Raw genomic sequence first — 23,705 nt, 5'->3', positions numbered from 1 at the left:
TACTATAAGACTTAATATAACACCGCACTCAACAGCACGGCGTCAGACCAGTGCAGCGGGCTCAACAGGGGACAGACATGGCCGGTTATAAATTGTCGGTTATGGAGAAAATAGGCTTTGGTGCCGGCGATATGGCCGTCAACGTGGTGATTTCCTCCATGATGCTGATTATTACTTTTTTCTACACAGATATTTTTGGTTTAAAGCCGGAAGATATCGCCCTTTTGTTTTTAGTGGTGCGGATGATTGACGCGGTGACTGACCCACTGATGGGCATGTTGACGGATAAATTCACCAGCCGTTGGGGCCGCTACCGCCATTACTTTTTGTTTATGGCCATCCCTTTTGGTATCTCGGTGTTTTTAACCTTCTCCACACCGGATCTGGACTACAACGGCAAACTGGTCTGGGCCTATGCCACCTATATCTTTGTCACCCTGATGTTTACGGCAGTAACCATTCCCTATATTTCGCTGATTGGCGTGTTAACCGACTGCCCGAAAGAGCGGCTATCGGCCAACGGCTACCGCTTATTTTTCGCCAAAATTGCCGCCTTTCTGGTCACCATTATTGTGCCTGTGCTGGCGCAGTATTGGGATGCACAAAACCTGGCGGCCGGCTATCAGGCGGCGATGGGCCTGATGGCCGCTATGGCCAGCCTGCTGTTTCTGTTTTGTTTTTTCACCACCACTGAGCGGCTGCAACATCAGGTGGATAAAAAACTATTCTGGAAACAATGCTGCTTACTGCTGAAAAACGATCAGTGGCTGGTGCTCTGTGCCGTTTGTGTGACCGGCACCATTGGTTATGTCATTCGCGGCTCAGTAGCGGCCTACTACGCCAAGTACTATCTGGGCGGTGATGCGGCGCTGATGTCGGCGTTTTTATCCACCGGTGTGGTGGCCGCGATTCTGGCCATGGTGGCGTCCACCTGGATCACTAAAAGTTACTGCAAGGTCAGACTGTTCCGCGAAAGCCAGATCCTGGTCGCACTGCTAAGCGGTCTGCTGTTTGTGCTGGTCAGCCCAGGCGACGTCTGGCTGGCCTTTGTGTTGTATTTCCTGCTGTCTTTTGTGGTGGATTTGCATGCACCAGTGTTCTGGTCGGCCATTGCCGAAGCGGTGGATTACGGCGAACACAAATCCGGCCAGCGTGTTTCAGGCCTGGCCTTTGGTGGCATCTCCTTTTGTCAAAAGGCCGGTATGGGGATTGCCGGTTTTATGGTGGGCTCCTTGCTGACGTACTTTGGCTACCAGCCGGATCAGCCTCAGACCGAATTCAGTTTATTGGGTATCGCCCTGATGCTGTCGGTGATCCCAGGCCTGTTTCATTTGCTGATGGGCCTCTTGATGTACAGATACAAAATTACCGACCGTTTTTATCTGCATATGCAACAAGGGGCGCCTGTCAGCCCAAAGCCTGATACAGCGGCTGCGCAGATAAACACTGTCAGTGCCAATTAACAGCATGGAGCAATAACGGAGTTGTTATGCAGTTACTTCAGCCATTGATCGAACAGCGGGCCGACCCCTGTATTTACCGCCATAGCGATGGCTGGTATTACTTTACTGCCTCAGTACCAGCCTATGACCGGGTGGAACTGCGCCGTGCCCGCACTATCGCCGAATTACCACAAGCCGAACCTGTCACGGCCTGGCTCAAACCTGACACTGGCCCTTATTCAGAGCTGATTTGGGCGCCGGAAATCCATTTCCGCCAGGGTGCCTGGTACATCTATTTTGCCGCCGCACCCAGCCGCGAAATTAAACACAAACTGTTTCAGCATCGCATGTATGTGATCCGCTGTCAGGATGCTAACCCTATCGAAGGCCATTGGGAATTTTTAGGCCAGATTGACACCGGCATCGACACCTTTTGCCTGGACGCCACCACCTTTGAACACAAAGGCCAGCTGTATTACCTCTGGGCCCAAAAAGACATGGCCATTGAAGGCAACAGTAACCTGTATATCGCCACCATGGATACACCGGATCGCCTCAGCAGCGCGCCAGTGCTGCTGAGTAAGCCTGAATACGACTGGGAGATCATTGGCTTTTGGGTGAACGAAGGCCCCAGTGTGCTGCAACGCAACGGCAAACTTTTTATCAGTTATTCCGCCAGCGCCACAGACGCCAACTACGCCATGGGCCTGTTGTGGGCCGATGAAAACGCCGATCCGATGGACCCGGCCAGCTGGCATAAATCGCCAACGCCAGTGCTACGAAGCTGTTTTGAACACAAAGTCTATGGCCCAGGCCATAACAGCTTTACGGTGGCCGAAGATGGTGTCACCGACTTGCTGGTGTATCACGCCCGCACCTACACTGACATTGTCGGCGATCCACTCTGGGATCCAAACCGCCATACCTATGTCAAAGCGCTGCGCTGGGATCAGCACGGCATGCCGGTGTTTGGCAGCCCGTCCATGCAGGAATAACCCATGAAACGGTTGTTGGTTGGGGTTGCGCTGTTGCTCTGCGCCAAACTGCAGGCGCTGGAGCTGGCACCGCTGTCGCAGGTGCGTTTGCAAGGTGGCCCGTTATTGGCCGCACAACAAACCAATCTGCGTTATCTGCTGGCGCTGGAACCTGAGCGGCTACTGGCACCGCTAAAACGCGAAGCTGGGCTCCCACTCGCCTCCCCCTCCTACGGCAACTGGGAAAACACCGGATTAGACGGCCATATGCTGGGCCATTATTTATCGGCGCTGGCGCTGATGCTGGCCACGACGGACGACCCGCTTATTCGCCAGCGGCTGGATCTGGTTTTAAATGAACTGGTCAAAATCCAGCAGGCCCACGGCAATGGTTACCTTGGCGGCGTGCCCGGCAGTAAAGCGCTGTGGCAACAAATTCAACAGGGAAAAATTGACGCCGACTTTTTCAGCCTGAATAAAAGCTGGGTGCCTTTTTACAATATTCATAAAACCTTTGCCGGGCTGCGCGACGTGCTGATCCACACAGGCGATGCGCGCGCCAAAAGCCTGCTCAGCCAGTTTGGTCAGTGGCTTCAACAGCTGACAAAGGATCTGACCGAGGCTCAGCTGCAACAGCTGCTGCTCACCGAACACGGCGGTATGAATGAAGTGCTGGCCGATATGTCGGTGCTGCTGCAGGACCCGGCCTATTTAACCCTGGCGGAGCGCTTTACCGAACGGCGTATCGTGGAGCCTTTACTGGCGCACAAAGACCAACTCACAGGCCTGCATGCCAATACGCAAATTCCGAAAATTGTCGGCATTGCCCGCCTGGCCCAACTGACAGGTCGCACCGACTACCTCAAAGCCGCTCAGTACTTTTTTGATCTGGTGGTGAAAGAACGCACTGTGGTGATTGGCGGCAACAGTGTGCGTGAGCATTTTCACGATAAAAACGATTTCAGCCCTATGCTGAACGAAGTGGAAGGGCCTGAGACCTGCAACAGCTACAACATGATGAAGCTGGCGCTGCTGCTGTATCTGCAAACTCAGGAGCTGCGGTATCTGGATTATTACGAGCGCACCTTGCTGAACCATATTCTGGCCAGCCAGCACCCACACCATGGTGGCCTGGTGTACTTTACGCCCATGCGGCCGCAGCATTACCGGGTTTATTCCAAAGTGGACCAAAGCATGTGGTGCTGCGTTGGCTCCGGTATTGAAAGCCACAGCAAACACGGCGAAGCCATTTACAGTCTGGACCCGGACTATGTGGCAGTGAATCTGCTGGCCCCCTCCAGCCTGCTCAGCCCGCCGCTTCAGCTGACCCAGTTCAGTGACTTTCCAGACAACAGCCAGAGCCGCATTCGTATTGATGCCGACAGCAGGGCCACCTTAAAAATCCGCCATCCTGGCTGGGTGGCTGCCGGTCAGCTCAAGGTCCGTCGTAATGGCCAGGTGCTGGCGGTGCAAAGCCAGCCCCGCCAGTACCTGACCTTGTCCGGCCCCTGGAAACAGGGAGATCGTATTGAGATAGACTGGCCAATGCAGCTCAGCCTGGAAATGATGCCCAAGCAACCGGACTATTACGCCGTGCTGTACGGCCCGCTGGCGCTGGCGAAAAAGAGCCAGCCATTTGCAGGCGAGCGCTTGCAGCTGATGGGTGATGACAGCCGGATGGGCCATATCGCCAGCGGTCAGAGCTGCCCTTTATCCGCAGCCCCACTGCATATAGGAGACCCACAAGGTTTTTTACGGAGCATTCGTCCTGTCACAAGCCAGCCACTGCAATTTCAAACCGGGGCGCTGACTGGCGGCCCGGCCACCTTGCTGCCATTTTTCCGCCTGCACGACAGCCGTTATCAGCTGTATTTTCAGCAGTTAAGTGCGGAGCAGGCGCAAGCGCAGCAGCAGGCGCAGCGCAAAGCGGATGCCGCTGCCGGGCGGCTTGCTGCAGCAACCCTGGATAAAGTCTTTCCCGGCGAGCAGCAGCCTGAATCGGATCATTTTTATCAGGGCGAACAAAGCGAAGCCGGAGTCAACAGCAACAGGCATTGGCGCCATAGCCGCGGTTGGTTCAGTTACCAATTGGCAACTCAGGGGGAAACATCGGCCCTGCTGCAGCTGGACTATTATGGTTTGGACCAGAACCGCCAGTTTGAGGTATGGATTGACGAGCAGAAGCTGGCCGATGTCAGCCTGAGTGGCACAGGCCAGGCCGACTGGTATAGCGTGGATTACCCGATCCCCGCCGAGTGGTTACAGGGAAAAACCAGCTTCCGGCTAAAGTTTGTCGCCAAACCCGGCCATATTGCCGGCGGTATTTATGGCGTGAGGCTACTCAAAGCACCGCGTAGCGACTGACCAGCCGCTTCAATGGCCCGGCCCGCTCGGCCAGGGTCAGGCCCAATTGCCGCGCCAGTTTCAGTGGCGGTAACTCATTGCTGAACAGCTGATAAAACCCATCCATCGCACTCATCATCAGGCCATTGGCGCGACGTCGTTCGCGCTCATAACGCGCCAGCAGAGCTTCACTGGCCAGCTGGCCAGTGTCGGCACCGAGCAGTAACTCAGACAGCAGACTGGCATCCGCAAAGCCCAGATTCACGCCCTGCCCCGCCAGCGGATTAATGCTGTGGGCGGCATCGCCAACCAGCACCAGCCGGCCTTTGGCATAGCTGTTGGCATGACTGCGGGCCAGCGGGAACCAGGCACAGCGGCTGACCTGCACCTGACCTAATTTGGCAGGAAAAGCGGCCTGCACCTGACGGCTTAGTTCCTGCAGGCTCAAAGCCGCCAGTTGCTGTACTTTCTGATGGGCGTCGTACCAGACCAAGGAGGCTTTATGGCCGGGTAAAGGCAACATAGCCCGCGGCCCTGTGGGGTGAAACTGCTGCCAGGTAATGTCCTGCTGCGGCAATTCGGTATCCACCTCCAGCACCAGACAAGCCTGCTGATACATCCAGCCGGTGCTGCCAATGCCAGCAAGCTGACGCAGCTGCGACTGGCCACCGTCCGCCGCGATCACCAGCTCTGCGCTTAAATTGCCAAATTCTGTCGTGCTTAACTGCGCATAATCCCGGTACTGAGTAAAACCTGTCACAGTGGCCGGACTAAACAGCGTCAGCTCCTGAGGAAACTGCTGCCATAAGGCTTGTTGGATCAGGCTGTTTTCGACTATATGCCCCAAATGCGTAAGCCTGAGCTCGTCCGCGGTAAAAGTCAGACCCGGTGTATCGCCTTCAAAGGCCTGCAAGCGGCGGTACGGGCACAGCCGCCATTGCTGCAACAAACTCCAGGCCCCCAGCGTTGTCAGCCAGGCTTCACTGCGTTGGTTGATGGCAGAAACCCGCAAATCCAGCGGCTGCGCCGCATCGTACACTTTAGGCGTCTGACGCTCCACCAAAGCGACCTTGAGACCGCCTTGCGCCAGTTTCAGAGCCACAGAAGCGCCCACCATGCCGCCACCGACGACAATCACATCAAATTTTTGCATGCTGCTGCCTTGTTATCCGCTGCTTTGCGACCCGCTATTAACTCCATTCTACCGGAAAAAACGTCGCTGTTTTTTGCGCTGGCGCAGGAGTTTTTTTCAAAACCCTGAAAGAAAAACCCGTTGACGCCGGTTTTATCAGACACCAAAACATGGAGAATCCCAATGAAACGCCTTTATACCACTTTATTTGCCTTACTTAGCCTGACTGGCGCAGCTCAGGCCAGCGAGATAGCTGCAAGCCAGATGGAAGTGCGGCCTGTGCCGGCCGGCTTGCCAGCGCCAGATGTGGCGCTGCAGAATGAAACCGGCGCGCCAGTGCAGTTAAAAAGCCTGCTGGGCAAACCCACAGTATTGGTGTTTTACCGCGGCGGCTGGTGCCCTTATTGCAATACCCAACTAGCTGGCCTTCGGGAACTAGAACCTAAATTGACTGCACTTGGCTATCAAATTCTGGCCATTACCCCAGACAGTCCGGCGGCTATTGCCAAAAGCCGCCAGGACACCAAAGGTGGCGCTTTACCTTATACTCTGTTGTCCGACAGCCAGTTTGTTGCCGCCAAAGCTTTTGGTATTGCTTATTACCTGGACGCCAAAACCAGCGATGCTTACCTGAACCAGTACAAGCTGAACCTGAATAAAGAAGAGCGCACTGGCAAGGTGGTGCTGCCGGTCCCAGCCGTGTATCTGGTGGGGGCAGACGGATTGCTGCAGTACAGCTTTACGCATATCAATTACAAGGTGCGGTTACAGCCCGAATTATTGCTGCACGCCGCCCGGCTGGCTTTGGAAAAAACCGAATAAAACTCGCATTTTTGCCCGTGAATGCTGCATAAAAACCCTGCTTTTATGCAGCATTTATCCTGCCCCTGAAAGTCATTGACGCACGCTGAAAAATACGGCATTTTGCGCGACCATTTTCCCCTGTACTGCTCCCCTTTTGTGGCTTTTGGTTTTGCCCTTCGAGGCAAAACTGACTAGAGTAGGCGGGGTTTTTAATTACAACTTCAGTGTTTACAACTCTGGCTTAAGGAGACTTTGCATGCGTAAGGTAACTGTGGCCGCCACCCAAATGATCGGTGGCTGGAATGTGGAAGAAAATATCGCCCGTGGCGAGCGTCTGGTGCGTGATGCGGCCGCTCAGGGTGCACAGATCATCCTGTTGCAGGAGTTGTTCGAACGCAATTATTTCTGTCAGAAACAGAAGTACGATTACCTGGCCTTTGCCACCACTGTCGAACAAAACCCGGCCATTGCGCATTTCACCAACATTGCCAAAGAGCTGAAGGTGGTTCTGCCGATCAGTTTTTATGAAAAAGCCGGTAACTGCCTGTACAACAGCGTGCTGGTGATTGACGCCGACGGCAGCCACTTAGGTATTTACCGTAAGAGCCATATTCCGGATGGCCCGGGCTACTCTGAGAAATTCTACTTCACACCAGGTGATACAGGTTTTAAAGTCTGGGACACCGCTTATGCCAAAATCGGCATCGGCATTTGCTGGGACCAATGGTTCCCGGAAACGGCCCGTTGCATGGCCCTGATGGGTGCTGAACTGCTGTTCTACCCAACCGCCATTGGTTCTGAGCCGCATGATGGCAACGTGAACTCACGCGACCACTGGCAGCGCACTCAGCAAGGCCACGCGGCCGCCAACCTGATCCCGCTGATCGCATCCAACCGTATTGGGGTGGAAAGCGAAGAGGATTACAGCATCACCTTCTACGGCAGTTCCTTTATTGCCAACGAATTTGGCGCCAAAGTGCAGGAAGCGGACGAAGTCAGCGAAGCCGTACTGGTGCATAGCTTTGATCTGGACCAGGTGGCAGCCCATCGCCGTAACTGGGGTGTGTACCGTGACCGTCGCATTGATATCTATGGCGCTTTGCAAACCAAAGACGGCCGTACAGTGCCAACAGAAGGAAACAACTAAGTGGCGCTTCCTCTTTCCTCCACCCCTCGTGCCGATGGCTTTTTTATGCCGGCCGAGTGGGCACCACACAAACAAAGCTGGATGGTCTGGCCTGAGCGCACTGACAACTGGCGTTTAGGCGCCAAACCGGCACAACAGGCCTTTTGCGCCGTGATTCATGCCATTGCCCGCTTCGAGCCTGTGACAGTGCTGGCTTCTGCCGCCCAGTTTGCCAATGCCGAAGCTCAGTTGTTGTCGACGCCTTCTGTGCACCCTATCCGGGTACTGGAAGTCAGTACGGATGACGCCTGGTGCCGTGACACAGGCCCGACTTTTGTCACCAATGGCACTGAAGTGCGTGGGGTCGACTGGACCTTCAACGCCTGGGGCGGCCTGAAGGGTGGTTTGTATTTCCCCTGGCAACGTGACGACCAGGTCGCGCATAAAATTCTTAATGTGGAGGGCTTAAAGCGCTACCGCACACAAGGTTTTGTGCTGGAAGGCGGCGCTATTCACACCGATGGCGAAGGCACCCTGCTGACCACCGAAGAATGTTTATTGAACCCAAACCGCAACCCGGATTTAAACCGCGAGCAAATTGAACAAATGCTGTCGGATTATTTGGGCATCGACAAAGTGATTTGGCTGAAAGAAGGCATTTTTAACGACGAGACCGACGGTCACGTTGACAATATGTGCTGTTTTGTCGGCCCGGCGGAAGTGTTATTGGCCTGGACGGACGATAAAAACGACCCGCAATACGAACGCTCACGCGCGGCGCTTGAAGTGCTGGAAAACAGCACAGATGCCAAAGGCCGCAAATTCACCGTACATAAACTGCCGGTGCCAGGCCCGTTACTGGCCAAAGCCGAAGAATACGCTACAGTGGATTTAACAGGTGTGGCGACGGCCCGTGAAGCCCAGGCACGCCTGGCCGGTTCTTACATCAATTTCTATTTGTGTAACGGTGGGCTGGTGTTGCCGGTGTTTGATGACCCGAATGACCAGGTTGCAGTTGAAATTCTGTCGAGGGTGTTCCCCAAACACCAGGTGGTGACTGTACCGGGCCGTGAAATTCTGCTCGGTGGCGGTAACGTGCACTGCATTACCCAGCAGCAACCACGTTAAAGGCCTGCTTCCCTCAGCGAAAGCCAGCAGCTTATGCTGGCTTTTTTATTTCAACAGACAAACACAATTGATAAACAAAATTAACAAATAAATTTCAACCATTCTGTGCTCGTGGTAGGATTTCCCGGTTCTGTGCACCCAAAGCGCATCGGGCATACGGAACAAATGGATTTCATCTTAGGAACACAGAGAGCAACACTAATGTTAAAGTTAAAACACTCTGCACTGGCCGCCGCTGTGCTGGTCGCATTAACCGCCTGTGGCGGTAGTGATGGCGATAATAATATCGCCCCTCAAGCCCTGAACGTGGATTTGTCTGGTATTCAGGCCCGTGACTGGGTCCCGGTGACAGGCAGCTTTTCTGCTGCAGACTCCAATAAAGGTGACACGCTTTCCATCAGTGCAATCACTGAGAATGGCGCAGCCCTAAGTGCCTCTTCAGGTGTCTATACCCTGAGCAAAGGCAAGTTAACTGTCAGCGGTCTGAATTTTACTTTTACCCCAACCGCAGCCGGCCAGCAGGTGTTTGGCTATACCGTCACTGACGGTGACAAAACCGCCTCTGCCACTGTGACCATCGCTGCTGCAGGCACAGACCCATTGGCGACCCAACAATGGCATTTGCATAACACAGGCCAGGCCGCCTATTCACAAAGTGACTCTTTGTATGAAACTTATTTCACCTTGCTGACCGACATATTCGGCCTGAGTGCTGAACGTGCCAACGCTATTGTGGAATCCCGTAAAGATCCGGAAATTCGTGTCGCGGGTGAAGATATGAACGTTCGCAAAGCGTACGAAGCCGGTGTGACCGGTGAAGGTGTTGTGGCTGTGGTGGTCGATTCAGGCTTAGAAATTGCCCATGAAGACCTGGTGAACAATGTACTGCCAAACCGTTCCCTGAACTTTGTGCCAGGCGTACTGAATCCAATGGATCCAACCAACCAAAGTACGACCGGTGATCATGGCACCAGCGTGGCGGGTCTGATTGCCGCAGAAGGCTGGAATGGTCTGGGTGGCCGCGGTGTAGCACCAGATGCCAAACTGATTGGTATGAACTATCTGGAAGAACAAAGCACGTTGGCCTATCTGTTAAGCCATGGTATTCCGGGTAGCGGTATTGCCGCCGATGAACAGGTTGCAGTGTTTAACCGCAGTTACGGCGCCACTATCCCTGCTGCTATCGCTTTTTCAGAATTTGATGAAGCGGTACAACAGTTCAGTGTCACTGAGCTGCGCTCTGGCTTAGGTGCGGTCAACACCAAATCCAGCGGCAATAGTTTTCAGGATGGCAGAACCGAATATGACAATGATCTCTGCGATGCCAACGGTGCCAACGATTTAGGCTTAACCTGTTACAACGCTAATATGGAACCATCACAGGCCACCTCCTATTACTTCAGTGTGGCGGCTGTGAACAGTGACGGTAAACACACAAGCTACTCCACAGCCGGTGCGAACCTGCTGGTGTCTGCGCCATCAGGCGAATACGGTGACTTTGCGCCTGCCATGGTGACCACGGATCAGATGTCCTGCCTGCGTGGTTACAGCAGTTTTGATTACGCCGACATCTATGACAGTGCCTATTTCCCTGGTTTCTTTGCGGGTTTTTACCCCTTTAACAACCCGGGTCACCCTGAGAATGCCAGCTGTAACTACACTTCAACCTTTAACGGAACCTCATCTGCTGCACCAAATGCAGCCGGTGTAGTGGCGCTGATCGCCTCAGCCAACCCGGCGTTAAGTTACCGTGATATCCGCCATATTCTGGTGAGCACCAGCAGCAAAGTCGACCCGGACAACGCCCCTGTGGTGCTGGAAACGGCCGACGGCGATTTTACAGCCCATCAGGGTTGGGTCAAAAACGCAGCCGGTTATAACTTTAACAATCTGTATGGTTATGGCCGTGTCAACGCAGGTGCCGCTGTGGCGATGGCGAAGAGTTATAACGTCAACTTGGGTGAAGAAGTGGTTTCTGACTGGAAAGGTGTCGGGGTTTATGCCGCTACAGAACCAGCCTCTTTAGGCCTGGCCGTCCCGGATAACAGTGCAGCTGGCGTCAGCCAGACCATTGAAGTCACTGAAAATGTTGTGTTGGAAGCCGTACAGTTTAAGTTTTCTGTTTCTAACCCGGAAATGGCCAGAGGCTTCACAGAAACAGTTCAAAGCACTGCAGGTATTGACCTGGCCATAGAAGTGACCTCTCCAGCTGGAACCAAAAGTGTATTGCTGTCGTCAAAACAGGCATTGATCCTGCCAGCCCTGACGGAAGATTACTACTTCCAGCCAAGCTATATCCTGAATGACACAGTGTTTTTATCCAATGCCTTTTACGGCGAAAATGCCAAAGGGACCTGGACCATTAAAGTTCTGGATGCTAACGGCAGCGATTATGCGGCAACAGGTGGTTTCCTGGACGTTGAAAGTTATGTGAACAACAGCACACTTTCAGAAGTTCGTGGTGTTGCGTTACGGGTCATGGGCCATTAATTAAGGAATTTAGTATGCGTTTAAAATTAACTTTAGTGGCGCTGACCTGTGCAGGCATGGCAGCGAGCGTACAGGCTCTGCCAACCAACCCGGTATTGCAACAGAAACCTGTAGCAAACACGGAATCACTCAAAACCGAAAAGGCTGACTTCGGTGTCTACCAGATACAAAGCAGCTTAACTGTGGCACCAGCCAACCTGGCGACGGGTAAAGTGGCGGAAGTCTCAGGTCAGGCGATAGTACAGGCCCCTCAGGCCACCACAGATAAAACCGTAAAAGCCAATACTGTGGTTCGCAATTTGTTGACTGGCGATTATGGCGTGGTCACTGGCCGCTTGTCGGTGCTGGTGAAAGACAAAAGCGCACTGACGGCTCTTGAACAGCAATTCGGCTTGAAGCCAGTCAAAACGGCCGGGCTGCGCATTGCCCTGCTGCAAGCACCAGCTGGTGCTGATTTGACGGCCTTATTGCAGTCAATCCGCCAGTCCGGTCTGGTGACCGAAGCTCGGCTGGATGTACTGGAAAAACGCAATAAGCCGCAATAAGCTGAGCTGAAAGCAAAAATAGCCGGTCAACTGACCGGCTTTTTATTGGCTCAAGGCAAAATGGCCATCACAGCGTGTTGGCATAAAAAAACCGCCGGACCAGCCGACGGTTTTTATCAGAGCATTACTTCATTATTTACGACGACGTAACAGTGCCAGAGGTAATAACAGCAGTGTTAACCAACCTGAACTACCACCTGAGCTCTTCTTCGGCTCTGGTACATCGGTAACATTCAGAGTGACCTGAACCGGAGCTGAGCTCAGGGTGCCGTCAGAAGCAACAACACTGAAAACAGCTGACGAACTGGCGGTTACAGCTGGCGCCGTCACAGTCACTGAAGCTGTAGTTGCATTGATCGCAATGGTCGGACCTGAAACCTGAGTCCAGCTGTACGTCAGTGGATCGCCATCCACATCAGCACCAGTCACAGACAAGGTAGCGGAAGCGCCTTCGTTGGCCGTGACTGCAGCACCAGCTGTCAAGGTTGGTGCATCATTCACAGCAGCCACGTTGACTGTCACTGTTGTAGGCACTGTTTTCACACCAGCTTCATCTTCAGACTGATAGGTGAAACTATCAGTCCCGTTGAAGTTTGCTGCAGGGGTATAAACGAACTTGCCTTCAGACACAGTCACTGCGCCGTGAGCTGGAGCTGTAACAACTTCTGGCGCAGATAATGCACCTTCTGGTTTAACCGTCAGTTTGTTGAACGCGCTTTGCGTCTGACCATTATTGGTCACTTTCACCTGGACTACTTTCTGGAATGAAGTCGCATCGTTTACCATCACGTCGACAGCTTCACTGACGCTGTCTTCATCAACCGCAATAGTGTCGGCTTTGCCTAAGGCCAGCTCGCCAGTGTTTTCCAGTTGATAGTTCATGGTCAGCTTGCCGCCACCTACACTGACTAAGTCCAGGCCAGTGGAAGATGCTGGCGCTGTACCACTGCCATTGTAGTAACGGGTGACCCCCAGAGTACCAGCTAAGTCTTCTGCACCAACAGTGACATCAGCTGGCATTGCGGCCATATCTACGTAGTTAAAGAAGATGTCTTGTGGTGCATTCAACGCCATCCAGGCCTGGAAGGTATATTCCTTGCCCGTTGTGTCGGCATAGACCTGAGCCTTATTCCATTCAACCACCAGGTAACGTACCCCCCCCACGGTATAGACACCGTAATACAGGTCGCCACCACCAGTGCTGCCACCGGTCAGATCTAAATCTGTCCAGAAAGGTGCTATCAGGTTATTTGGTGCTGTACCGCTTGGTAACTGTTGGTTTGCATAAGAAGGTGAAGGTGCTGTCGTGCCATTGGTAAAGTTAATAATACCGTTATCTGACAGGTACACACGGTTATAGGTCTGACCGTTAAAGGTCACAGGTAAACCTGCACCACCTAAGTTCAGGCCGGTATAGAACTCGTCACAGTCACCAGTACAAGCCACACGAGTACCACCAGTTCCTGCCACAGTAAAACCGCTCAGGAAGGAGCCGGCATTTAATTGCATTGACGGTGTGCTTAACGCACCTGACCAGGCGACAGTGCCTGCATCTTCGTTGGCATCAAACAAGTACTGAGTACCGTTTTCTACCGCAACAGAACCGCTGGATTCGACCAGTTTGGTGCCTGCAGGCAGCTTAGAGATAACTGAAATCTGACCAGTGAAAGATTTGTTGTTAAAGGTTGAAACCACAGCAGCAGGTGTAGACGAAGTTAATTCGCCAGACGCCACTGTAGACACAGCTGAACTGTCTGATGACATCGCAACCCGCACGGCAATTGGCATAGTAGCCGAAGGAATAGCCGAATCACTGGCTGTCCACAGCACATGACCAAAACTCCAGCTATCCAGAGCCGCAAAATTGCCATTCAGTTTCAGGCTGAATTCTGCAGAATCACCTTCTGTACCATAAGGTTTCAGAGTTACCGAAGTGACACTGAACTCGCCAGTCATGGCCGGATCGGTCAGTTCCAAAGACGGTGTCCAGATGACTTCTTTATCCGTCATATTGCGGATAGTGCGGGTGAAGGTACATTCGCCGACACAAGGGTCCTGCGCAAAAGATGGTTTGTCAAAGGTCACACCGGCTTTACTGGCGCGTTGCAAATCCAGACGACCGGCACCAATATCAAATGGCGTGGTCGGCGTTACTGCATCTTCTTTTTTCAGGCCATTCACTGCTGTTGACGTCAGGGCTGTTTTAATTTCAACCGGAGTCCACTCCGGGTACAACTGCTTCATGATGGCAGCGGCACCGGCCACATGTGGGGACGCCATAGAAGTACCGCTGTTCAGCTGGAAAGTCCGTGAGTCAGCAAAGGCATCAGGTGAGGTCGCCGACAGAATGCTGCTGCCTGGAGCACCGATATCCGGCTTCAGGAAGCTGCTATTACCATTGGGTCCTCGTGACGAGAAATCACTCATAATGTCGGCAAACTGAGTGGAAACAACCCGATCAGCGGTGATACTGATAGTCACAGCTGCATCACCAGCTTCAGCCAGCTTGGCACCATCGGCTTTACTGATCATCACTGCAGGGATAGTGATCCCTGGCGTTGACATAATGGACGGTGCACCATCCGAGTTCTGAATCACAATTAAACCAATAGCACCAGCGGCAGCGGCATTATTGGCCTTATCACTAAAAGCACAGGTCCCGCGGGAAATCACTGCAATTTTATCTTTAAACGCATCGGCCGGGAATGCAGTACAACCTAAAGCGTTGTCTGGAGCAACGTCCGTGGCAAACACCACAGGAGCGACCACGTCAGCGGTCAGGTCTTGTACATTTTCTGCAAAAGTTGAACCAGCAATGGCCAAATAGTCGGAACCACCAACGCTGACTTTGTTGGCAAAATAACGGCCATGAGTGGTACTAGCCACCGAAATGCCACTTTCAATACAAGAAGGGCAGCCAATGGTTTTGGCGGCAGGACCATCGTTACCTGCAGCTGTCACCACCACCACACCTGCTGCTTCAGCCGCATGGAATGACGACAGGTATGGGCTGGCAGCTGGATCGCCGCCAGCGCCGCCCCCCCAGGAATTGTTAATCACATCAGCGCCATCTTTGACAGCCCAATCCAACGCTTCCAGTAACATCACGTTAGAACCACTGCCTGTCACAGTCGTGACACCATTGGTCGTGCGGTAGACCTGGAATAAAGCCTTATAGGCCATCAGATACGCCCCCGGGGCCACACCTGACACTTCCACCTGGGTGTAACCTGGTGTTGGCTGAGTGACCACTTCGCCATCTGCGTCCGTATTGCCTGAACCATTAAAATAAATAGTGGTTGGCATCCCCAGCACTGTACCTGCAACGTGGGTACCATGACCGCCCTGGCCCAGTGGGCTCATATATTCTTGTTCAATAGTGGCAAAGGTAGGTGCGCTGTAACGGGCCACGATCAGTTTGTTGTTACAGAAATCAGGCTGAATAGTGGCACAGTAGTCGTCAGTCGGGCGGTGTGCCGGAGCAGTCATGCCATCGTCTCGGAACATCGGGTTTTCTGGCCGGATACCACCGTCAATCACTGCAACTTTAATGCCTTTACCCGCTTCGGCACTGCCCCCCAACTGTTCCCACACCTGCTTGGCTTTAATCAGGCTCAGCGATGCGTCCATCTGCTCGTAATACATTTCTTCGCGGAACACTTTAGTGACACCTGGTAAAGCAGACAGTTTTTCGAAAATATCATCCTGTGAGGTCACCACCACACCGTTAAATACAGTGTCGTAATGACGCTCTACCTGAGCATCCGGCAACGCCTTTTTCAGGCTTTGGGCAAAGCTGTTACGTTCAGCGGCCAGCACAGCAGAATGCTTAGTCGCAGCGGCTGAAGACATATCCAGGCGGTTACCTTTGGCGGATGCGGACACTGGTGCAGCAGAGACAGCGGCTTCAGCCAATGGAGCATTTTCCAGCTGAACGATAAAATAGTGTGGACGTTCTTCTAAATTGATTTTGTTTTTCACTGCAGTGTCGTAACTGACAATGCCTTCATACTCAGGTGAATAGATGGTTTTTTGTGGGGTGGACGCGAACGCCTGACCGGCCAATGCCGCAGAAACCGCTACTGCGAGCAAAGAATACCCTTTATGTTGCATATGAACCTTCCTAGATTTTAAGTTTTTTATTATTTACATTGCGTGAAACAATGCAGCTGCGCCTTAAACTTATATTACTTTTGAATTACAAATTACAAGTAGTTGTTAACTCCTCTCGTCGCAAGATTGCATAGAGATTTAGACAATCAATTAAAAATAAACAATAAAATCATACAGATAAAATTAATTCACTTATTAAAACAATACACTTGACTTAAACTTTTGTGAAAACAAAGTTAAAATCATCGAATCATCGGGGTTTTACGTCTGTTTCACGCCTTTGGTAATAAAGAGGTAGAATGCCGGAACAACGTCAACTAAGGTGTTCCCGATGCCCAAAGCCTGTGCCTGCCATATTCTGGTGAAAACTGCTGCAGAAGCAGAAAAATTAAAGCAACTCCTCGCCAAGGGCGCCAGTTTTCATGAACTGGCGAAAAAGCATTCGCTTTGTCCTTCCGGCAAAAAAGGGGGGGATTTAGGTGAGTTCAGACCAGGTCAGATGGTGAAGGCCTTTGATGAGGTAGTGTTTAAAAAAGCCATCCTTGAAGTGCACGGGCCGGTGAAAACCCAGTTTGGTTACCATCTGATTAAAACATTGTACAGGTCCTGATCATGCAGTTTGTTCATTGCTCCTTTGACCAGCATGCTGAAGCGATACTGGCTATTTTTAACCATGCCATTTTGCATACCACAGCCCTATACGAATACAAACCCCGCACCATGGAAACCATGCGCAGCTGGTTTGCGGCCAAAGAGGCGGGCAACTTCCCTGTGCTGGGGTTGATGGATGAACAAAACCGTCTGGTGGCGTTTGGCAGTTACGGTACCTTCAGAGCATTTCCTGCCTTTAAGTATTCAGTGGAACATTCGGTTTATGTGGCGCCAGACCAGCAAAGCAAAGGCTATGGCAAGCTGGTGCTGCAGCGCCTGATTGAACAGGCGGCAGCAGACAACTACCATTTGCTGATTGGGGGCATTGATGCGGCTAACGAAGGCAGCATTGCGCTGCACAAAAAACTCGGTTTTGTGCACAGCGGTACTATCACCGAAGCAGGTTTTAAATTTGGCCGTTGGCTGGATTTAGCCTTTTATCAACTGACACTGCCAACCCCAGCCAAGCCCATCGACGGGTAAGTTATTTTTTCCCAAGTGCCTGAGCCCGCAATTTGGCTTTTTCTTTGGACAGCTGCCGGTTGCGGCTGGGCAGCTTTTTACCGCTGTGCTCTTGGTCCGGCTTTGTGCTGCGATGATTCAGGCTGGCATTATGTTCGTAACCCGGCAGCACCTGGGGCTGCAGCACCTGCCGCGTCAGCTTTTCGATGCTGCGCAGCATGGGCATGTCGTCCTGCGTCAACAGTGTTAACGCCAGGCCAGACAGACCCGCCCTGCCGGTTCGCCCAATACGGTGTACATAATCTTCGGCATCCTGCGGCAAATCGTAATTGACCACCACAGGCAGCTGTTCAATATCCAGCCCTCTGGCCGCCACATCAGTTGCCACCAGCACGTTCAGTTTATTGCTTTTAAAATCGGCCAGGGCTTTCAGCCGGGCGCCCTGGCTTTTATCGCCATGAATAGCACCTGCTTCCAGGCCATCCAGCCGCAGTTGTTTACAAAGCCGCTCTGCGCCGTCCCGGGTACGGCAAAATACCAGCACCTGAGTCCATTGCCTGGAGCCTATCAGATAAGACAACAACTCACGTTTGCGCTGTGAGTCCACCTGATACACCAACTGCTCGACGTTGTCGGCGGTGCTGTTGGCGCGGGCCACTTCAATTTGCTCTGGATTGTTTAGCAAGGTTGCCGCTAATGCCTTCACAGCTTTGGAGAAGGTGGCGGAAAAAAACAAGGTTTGCCGGTTGGCGGGCAGACGCTTCAGAATACGCTGGATGTCAGGCAAAAAGCCCATATCCAGCATACGGTCGGCCTCATCCAGCACCAGGTACTGCAATTCATCCAGACGGATTGTGCCCTGATGCAAGTGGTCCAGCAGACGGCCAGGGGTGGCCACCAGCACATCTAGGCCGCGGGCCGCTGCATCATACTGGGGCCGGATCGACACACCGCCATAAAACACCGCTGATTTCAGCATCAGACCTTCACCATAACTCTGCAAAGAATCAAACACTTGCTGCGCCAGCTCTCGGGTCGGTGTCAGAACAAGTGCTCTGGCCTGCAAAAAATTGACCGCCTTGGCCTGATGGAGCAACAGGTGCAGCAAAGGCAATACAAAAGCAGCCGTTTTACCAGTGCCTGTCTGTGCCGCCGCTAACAGATCCCGGCCCTGCAACACCAGCGGAATACACTGTTGCTGCACAGCGGTGGGTTGCTGATATCCCAGCTGCTGCACTCGGGCTTGCAGGCGTTGATCCAGGGCAAAGCTGGCAAATGACATCACAGATCCTTTACAGTAGGCGGCAAAAAACGGCGCTAGTCTAATTCCTTCCATGCAGCTTAGCAAAAACAAGTCAGAACTCTGGTTTCTCTACCTGGTGAAAAGCCCGGCAGGGTTGCTTTATACAGGGATCAGCACAGAACCAGAACGCAGGCTCAGACAACATAACGGTGAATTGGCTGGTGGTGCCAAAGCACTGCGCGGTAAAGGCCCTTTTGAACTGGCATTCAGCCTGGCGTTTGCCGATAAAAGTACAGCCAGCAAAGCCGAAGTCCTGGTTAAAAGCTGGAGCAAAACACGTAAACTGCAACTGTGCCAACACAGTTCACAGCTGCTCGACCAGTTAAATCAACTGTGCGGCGAAAGTCGTATCGAACCTCAACAGGCAGGCAGTTAAACTAGGCGAGGCTGATTCAGCCGTCACCGCCAGCCCCGGAGCCCGTATGGAAAATTTTGTGTTAGTTTTGGTTTACCTGCTGTTGGGCTACGTTCTGCGTCGCCTGCCGCAGTTTCCTGCTAACACGGGCCTGGTGCTGAATCAGTTTGTGCTTTATATAGCGCTGCCAGCTTTGGTGTTGCAAAAAATTCCGTTGCTGCAGTTTTCCAGTCAGCTGTTGTTGCCTGCACTGGTGCCCTGGCTGTTGTTGTTATTGGTCGCCGGTGCTGTGGTCACAGCAGGCCGTGTTTGGGGCTGGCAACGCCAGACCACTGCGGCTTTACTGGTGGTGTTGCCTCTTGGCAATACCTCTTTTTTAGGCTTTCCGATGGTGGAAGCTTTTTTTGGAGCCCAAGCGCTGCCTGTGGCGATGATTTATGACCAGGCCGGTTCTTTTGTCGCATTGGCGACCTGGTCCACTATTATTGCTGCCTTGTACAACCCCAATGCTGAGCGGCCAACAGTCGCCAGTATCAGCCAACGTATTTTACTTTTTCCGTCTTTTATCGCTCTGGCCCTGGCATTGCTGTTACAACCCTGGGCTTACCCTTATCCGGCTTTGGTCGATTCCGTGCTTGGCAGCCTGTCGGCCACTTTAGTGCCGGTGATTATGATTGCTGTAGGCTTTCAGTTCAGATTGCAGCTGGAGCCCGGCGAAAAGGGCCCTTTGGCGTTTGCCCTGGCAGTGAAATTGTTGGCCATGCCATTAACCGCCTGGTTGCTGCTGCAAGCCTTGAATGCACAACCACAAATCCTGCAGGTGACTGTGTTTGAAGCGGCAATGCCACCTATGGTGTCTGCGGGCGCCATCGCCATAGCGGCAGGCCTGGCACCACGTTTTGTGTCTGCGCTGGTCGGTTTGGGCTTGGTATTGAGCTTTCTTACTCTGCCTTTATGGTCGGCGCTGCTCGGCGGCGTCTGAGCCAGTTAAGACTCAATTGATGGCGATGATGATAAACCCAGGCGACCAGGGTCATCACTGAAGCACCGGCAAGCACCGGATTGAACAAAAACCACCAGTCCGGTGCAGTCAGCATCACCAGCAAGGCCGTTGCCCCTGCCGGAGGATGCGTCAGATGCAGCAGCACCATCAGGCCGATGGACAATCCCACAGCCAACGCGACGACAGCAGTGCTTTGCCCAAACAGGTGCAACAACAGCAACGCAACCAGTGCACTGAGTCCATGCCCGCCTATCACATTTTTAGCGCTGGCGAGTGGGCTGTCAGGCAAAGCAAACAGAATCACAGCCGTCGCACCAAAGGGTGCCATCAGTAAAATATGCTGCCACTGCTGTAATGCTGCCAGTGTCGCTATAGCTGCGGTGGCACCAAGAGTTGAAACTAACGCTTTTAGCCACAACGGATAATGCTGCATCAATGAGAATCCGGCTTCACAAAGTGCCACATCTTAAAATTTGCATCTAGGGCTTGTTGACGTTTCGAGATTAAATTTTGTTCGCTCTGGCGGCGTTCTGAACGCGAAACGAGGAGCGAAGTTTAGTCATTCTAAATAAGCGACGAGTGACAAAGTGCAGGGCGCCGCCAGACCGAACCCGCAGGGCAGCGCTTGGCCGGCCTTTCTGCTGCGTTAGTGCTCGTTTATGTAGACTAACTACACTGCACTCGCACTGCCTTGCATAAAAACCGGCCAGACTGCTGCAAAAATAACCCTGAAACGTCAACAAGCCCTAGTCTGAGCAAGAACAAAGCAGGCATTATTTATCCACTTTCGGCTCCGCTGTGCCCGCCTGCGATTTTGGCAGGCGTCCGGCTTTGCGCAGCGCATCATGCAGCAAATATTCAATCTGACCATTCAGGCTGCGAAACTCCTGATCCGCCCACTGCTGCAATGCAGCCAGGCTCTGTTCATCCATTCGCAGCGCAAAAGGTTTTTTGGCCACACCAGCCTCCGGTTAGTAAAGAGAGCCAGCGTTCACCACAGGCTGCACCTGATGATCACCACAGAGCACGACCAACAGATTACTGACCATGGCCGCTTTGCGCTCTTCATCCAATTCCACAACCCCTTTCTCTGATAGACGGGCCAGCGCCAATTCCACCATACCCACAGCCCCTTCTACCAGCTGCTGCCTGGCCATCACCACAGCGCGCGCCTGCTGCCGCTGCAGCATGGCGCTGGCAATTTCCGGGGCATAAGCCAAATGGCTGATGCGGGCTTCCAGCACTTCAACACCGGCTTTTTCCAGCCGGGCCTGAATTTCCTGCTTCAGTAACTCGACAATTTCCTGCCCATTACTTCGCAAGCTCAGCTCGTGTTCCTCAGCTGCTTCATAAGGGTAACTGGACGCCAGGAAACGCAAAGCCGCTTCACTTTGAATGCTGACAAAGTTTTCATAGTCTTCTACTTCAAAGACGGCTTCGGCGCTGTCGACCACTTTCCACACCACCACAGCCGCAATTTCCACCGGATTACCGGCATGGTCGTTGACTTTCAACTTGCCACTTTCGAAGTTGCGCACCCGCAACGAGACACGTTGCTTGCTGTAAAAAGGATTGGCCCAGCGCAGGCCCGTCTGATGATCAGAACCCACATAACGGCCAAACAACTGCAGCACGGCAGCCTGGTTAGGCTGCACCATGTAAAAGCCAAACCAACAGACAAACACCAGTATCGCCAACACCAGCGCCAAAGCTTTCAACAGGCCCATCAAGAACACAACGGCACTAACGCTGAGTAACTGCAACACCAGCAAGGCCGCTAACATTGCAAAACCACTGCGGCTATTCACTTGAGTTTCTTTCATGATCACACCTTATTGATATCAATTTGATATCAATATTTATCATCGCTGCTCAAAAATCAAGCACAGGCACAAATTAATCTTTGAAAAAATTGATAAACACACAGATTGACATTGGTTCAAATGATAAATATGATAAAAACATACAAGTCAGAAGTTGTGTTATGTCAGATCATCATCAGTTACTTTCCACCCGTCAGGCCGCCCAAGTGCTTGGCGTGTCCGTCAGAACCATTCAGCTGTGGGTTGAACAGGGCTTATTGCATGCATGGAAAACCCCAGGGGGCCACAGGCGAATTGACCAGCAATCCCTGTTACAGCTGTTGCAACAAAAGCAACGGGAAATGCCTCTGCTGAATCTGGTGGCCTTGTCGTCTGAACCGAGTTTCGCCACACAGATAAAACTGCATCTCAGTCAGTGGCAATTGCCGGTGGAAGTCAGCTCGTCCCAGAATGGCGTGCAGGCCTTGTTGCTGGCCGGAAAGACCAAAGCCGATTTAATGCTGGTCCATCAGTTACCCGACGACATGGATACGAATTTACTGATTGGAGAGTTACAGCAACAAAATTGCCAGTTCATATTATGCTCAGATCCACAGCAGGCACAGCAGTATCAGGTGCCTTATCTGACTTACCCTTTTGAGCCCAGGTTCCTCAAGCCGCTGTTACAGCAGACCCTGTTACAGCGGGTTCGACAGAAAATAGACTAAAAAGGGCCTTGACGGCCCTTGTCTGTCACTATGTTCAATTCAGTGTGACTTTGGCAAATTTGCGCTTGCCGACCTGGAAAATATGGCAGGAGCCTTTGCTGAACTCCAGCTTGCTGTCGTCCACTTTCAGCTCACCATCCAGCTTGACCGCACCTTGTTTGATCATCCGCATTGCTTCCGAAGTGCTCTCCACCAGACCAGCTTCTTTCAGCAGGTTGGTAATGACAATGCTCGCCCCCTCCAGAGTTAAGCTCAGCTCTGGGATATCATCCGGCAATGCATTTCTGGAAAAACGCTGGATAAAATCCTGCTCGGCGGCATCGGCCGCGGCCTGATCGTGGAAACGGGCAATCAGCTCTTTGGCCAGCTCAATTTTAATGTCCCGAGGGTTACGGCCTGCTGCTGCCTGTTGTTTCAGCTCTGCAAGTTCAGCAAGCGGGCGGAAACTCAGCAAGTCGTAGTAGCGCCACATTAAATCGTCACTGATCGACATCACTTTGCCAAACATCTCTGACGGCGTGTCGGTGATACCGATGTAATTGCCCAAGGATTTGGACATTTTCTGCACACCGTCCAGACCTTCCAGCAGTGGCACCATAATAATGGTTTGCGGACGCTGACCTTCGTCTTTTTGCAACTCACGGCCCATCAGCAGGTTAAAACGCTGGTCGGTGCCACCCATTTCCACATCGGCCTGCAGCGCTACTGAATCCCAGCCTTGCACCAGCGGGTATAAAAACTCATGGATAGCAATGGACTGATTATTGGCATAACGTTTTTTGAAGTCGTCACGCTCCAGCATACGGGCAACCGTCTGACGGGATGCCAGTTTGATCATGCCAGCCGCGCCCAGCTGCTCCATCCATTCGGAGTTAAAGGCTACCCGGGTTTTCGCCGGGTCAAGAATTTTAAACACCTGCTCTTTATAGGTCTGGGCATTGGCCAGCACATCGTCGCGGGTCAACGGCTTGCGGGTGACATTTTTGCCGGTTGGGTCACCAATCATGCCGGTGAAGTCGCCAATCAGGAAAATGACTTCATGGCCTAACTGTTGGAAGGTGCGTAATTTGTTAATAAGAACCGTGTGGCCCAAATGCAAATCTGGTGCTGTTGGATCGAAGCCCGCCTTGATTTTTAAAGGTTTTCCTTCCTTTAACTTTTCAATTAAATCCTCTTCCAGCAAAATCTCTTCGCAGCCGCGTTTTATCTCAGCCAGCGCCTGCTCCCAGTGAGCCATGGTGCACTCCTACATCAAGTTTTGGTTCTTTAAAATCTAACACCGCATTCTACTGGAACATTTCTTT

20 protein-coding genes are annotated in these 23,705 nt (G+C 52.5%); 13 read left to right on the top strand and 7 right to left on the bottom strand.

The window, feature by feature from the left end:
* The first annotated feature begins 77 nt into the window (after positions 1-77).
* Genes WKJ03_RS13035 through WKJ03_RS13025 form a run of 3 tightly spaced genes read left to right on the top strand, consistent with a single transcriptional unit; the run spans position 78 to position 4,780 of the window.
* Positions 78-1,463: an MFS transporter gene (locus WKJ03_RS13035; RefSeq protein WP_337842650.1), complete on the top strand. Its 1,386-nt coding sequence runs from the start codon at positions 78-80 to the stop codon at positions 1,461-1,463.
* Positions 1,464-1,489: 26 nt separating this feature from the next.
* Positions 1,490-2,437, top strand: a complete 948-nt coding sequence (locus WKJ03_RS13030; protein ID WP_337842649.1) for a glycoside hydrolase family 43 protein — start codon at positions 1,490-1,492, stop codon at positions 2,435-2,437.
* A 3-nt stretch (positions 2,438-2,440) separates the two neighbouring features.
* Positions 2,441-4,780 carry a beta-L-arabinofuranosidase domain-containing protein gene (locus WKJ03_RS13025; protein WP_337842648.1) on the top strand — a complete coding sequence of 780 codons (2,340 nt, stop codon included), beginning with the start codon at positions 2,441-2,443 and terminating at the stop codon, positions 4,778-4,780.
* Here WKJ03_RS13025 and WKJ03_RS13020 read toward each other — a convergent pair.
* Positions 4,758-5,912 carry an FAD-dependent oxidoreductase gene (locus WKJ03_RS13020; RefSeq protein ID WP_337842647.1) on the bottom strand — a complete coding sequence of 385 codons (1,155 nt, stop codon included), beginning with the start codon at positions 5,910-5,912 and terminating at the stop codon, positions 4,758-4,760. The genes WKJ03_RS13025 and WKJ03_RS13020 overlap by 23 nt on opposite strands.
* A gap of 162 nt (positions 5,913-6,074) precedes the next feature.
* Here WKJ03_RS13020 and WKJ03_RS13015 point away from each other — a divergent pair, with 162 nt between their 5' ends.
* From WKJ03_RS13015 to WKJ03_RS12995, 5 genes are all read left to right on the top strand, one after another.
* Positions 6,075-6,713 (top strand): peroxiredoxin-like family protein, encoded by a 639-nt coding sequence (locus tag WKJ03_RS13015; RefSeq protein WP_337842646.1) that lies wholly within the window; start codon positions 6,075-6,077, stop codon positions 6,711-6,713.
* Positions 6,714-6,951: 238 nt separating this feature from the next.
* The gene (gene aguB, locus WKJ03_RS13010; RefSeq protein WP_337842645.1) at positions 6,952-7,842 is read left to right on the top strand and encodes an N-carbamoylputrescine amidase; all 891 of its coding nucleotides are present in this window, start codon (positions 6,952-6,954) and stop codon (positions 7,840-7,842) included.
* Entirely contained in the window at positions 7,843-8,949 is a 1,107-nt protein-coding gene (gene aguA, locus WKJ03_RS13005) for an agmatine deiminase (protein ID WP_337842644.1), read from the top strand.
* A 201-nt stretch (positions 8,950-9,150) separates the two neighbouring features.
* Positions 9,151-11,439: a S8 family serine peptidase gene (locus tag WKJ03_RS13000; protein ID WP_337842643.1), complete on the top strand. Its 2,289-nt coding sequence runs from the start codon at positions 9,151-9,153 to the stop codon at positions 11,437-11,439.
* 14 nt (positions 11,440-11,453) lie between these two features.
* Complete coding sequence (locus tag WKJ03_RS12995) at positions 11,454-11,984, top strand: hypothetical protein (protein ID WP_337842642.1); 531 nt, start codon at positions 11,454-11,456, stop codon at positions 11,982-11,984.
* 132 nt (positions 11,985-12,116) lie between these two features.
* Here WKJ03_RS12995 and WKJ03_RS12990 read toward each other — a convergent pair whose 3' ends face one another.
* Positions 12,117-16,097 carry a S8 family serine peptidase gene (locus WKJ03_RS12990; protein WP_337842641.1) on the bottom strand — a complete coding sequence of 1,327 codons (3,981 nt, stop codon included), beginning with the start codon at positions 16,095-16,097 and terminating at the stop codon, positions 12,117-12,119.
* Between the two features lie 331 nt (positions 16,098-16,428).
* On the opposite strand from WKJ03_RS12990, the gene WKJ03_RS12985 reads away from it, so the two are divergent.
* Together WKJ03_RS12985 and WKJ03_RS12980 are read left to right on the top strand one after the other, a co-directional pair.
* Positions 16,429-16,707: a peptidylprolyl isomerase gene (locus tag WKJ03_RS12985; protein ID WP_337842640.1), complete on the top strand. Its 279-nt coding sequence runs from the start codon at positions 16,429-16,431 to the stop codon at positions 16,705-16,707.
* A gap of 2 nt (positions 16,708-16,709) precedes the next feature.
* Positions 16,710-17,231: an N-acetyltransferase family protein gene (locus tag WKJ03_RS12980; protein WP_337842639.1), complete on the top strand. Its 522-nt coding sequence runs from the start codon at positions 16,710-16,712 to the stop codon at positions 17,229-17,231.
* 1 nt (position 17,232) lies between these two features.
* Here the strand turns inward: WKJ03_RS12980 and WKJ03_RS12975 are convergent, their stop codons facing one another.
* Entirely contained in the window at positions 17,233-18,492 is a 1,260-nt protein-coding gene (locus WKJ03_RS12975; RefSeq protein ID WP_337842638.1) for a DEAD/DEAH box helicase, read from the bottom strand.
* Positions 18,493-18,544: 52 nt separating this feature from the next.
* On the opposite strand from WKJ03_RS12975, the gene WKJ03_RS12970 reads away from it, so the two are divergent.
* Complete coding sequence (locus WKJ03_RS12970; protein WP_337842637.1) at positions 18,545-18,889, top strand: GIY-YIG nuclease family protein; 345 nt, start codon at positions 18,545-18,547, stop codon at positions 18,887-18,889.
* 46 nt (positions 18,890-18,935) lie between these two features.
* Positions 18,936-19,850: an AEC family transporter gene (locus WKJ03_RS12965; RefSeq protein ID WP_337842636.1), complete on the top strand. Its 915-nt coding sequence runs from the start codon at positions 18,936-18,938 to the stop codon at positions 19,848-19,850.
* On the opposite strand, the gene WKJ03_RS12960 is transcribed toward WKJ03_RS12965, so the two are convergent.
* The 3 genes from WKJ03_RS12960 to WKJ03_RS12950 all read right to left on the bottom strand — a co-directional run bounded on the left by WKJ03_RS12960 (position 19,810) and on the right by WKJ03_RS12950 (position 21,694).
* Positions 19,810-20,304 carry an HPP family protein gene (locus WKJ03_RS12960; RefSeq protein WP_337842635.1) on the bottom strand — a complete coding sequence of 165 codons (495 nt, stop codon included), beginning with the start codon at positions 20,302-20,304 and terminating at the stop codon, positions 19,810-19,812. The genes WKJ03_RS12965 and WKJ03_RS12960 overlap by 41 nt on opposite strands.
* Before the next feature lie 340 nt (positions 20,305-20,644).
* Positions 20,645-20,830: a hypothetical protein gene (locus tag WKJ03_RS12955; protein WP_337842634.1), complete on the bottom strand. Its 186-nt coding sequence runs from the start codon at positions 20,828-20,830 to the stop codon at positions 20,645-20,647.
* Positions 20,831-20,842: 12 nt separating this feature from the next.
* Complete coding sequence (locus WKJ03_RS12950) at positions 20,843-21,694, bottom strand: SPFH domain-containing protein (RefSeq protein ID WP_337842633.1); 852 nt, start codon at positions 21,692-21,694, stop codon at positions 20,843-20,845.
* 161 nt (positions 21,695-21,855) lie between these two features.
* Between WKJ03_RS12950 and WKJ03_RS12945 the strand changes: the two genes are divergently transcribed.
* Positions 21,856-22,401 (top strand): helix-turn-helix domain-containing protein, encoded by a 546-nt coding sequence (locus tag WKJ03_RS12945; RefSeq protein WP_337842632.1) that lies wholly within the window; start codon positions 21,856-21,858, stop codon positions 22,399-22,401.
* Positions 22,402-22,435: 34 nt separating this feature from the next.
* Here WKJ03_RS12945 and tyrS read toward each other — a convergent pair whose 3' ends face one another.
* Positions 22,436-23,638, bottom strand: a complete 1,203-nt coding sequence (gene tyrS / locus WKJ03_RS12940) for a tyrosine--tRNA ligase (protein WP_337842631.1) — start codon at positions 23,636-23,638, stop codon at positions 22,436-22,438.
* Positions 23,639-23,705 lie beyond the last annotated feature (67 nt).

The organism is Rheinheimera sp., from assembly GCF_037442525.1.
Classification (GTDB): domain Bacteria; phylum Pseudomonadota; class Gammaproteobacteria; order Enterobacterales; family Alteromonadaceae; genus Pararheinheimera.
Note: the sequence above shows the minus strand (reverse complement) of the source record. Positions and strands in the feature narration are given on the sequence as shown.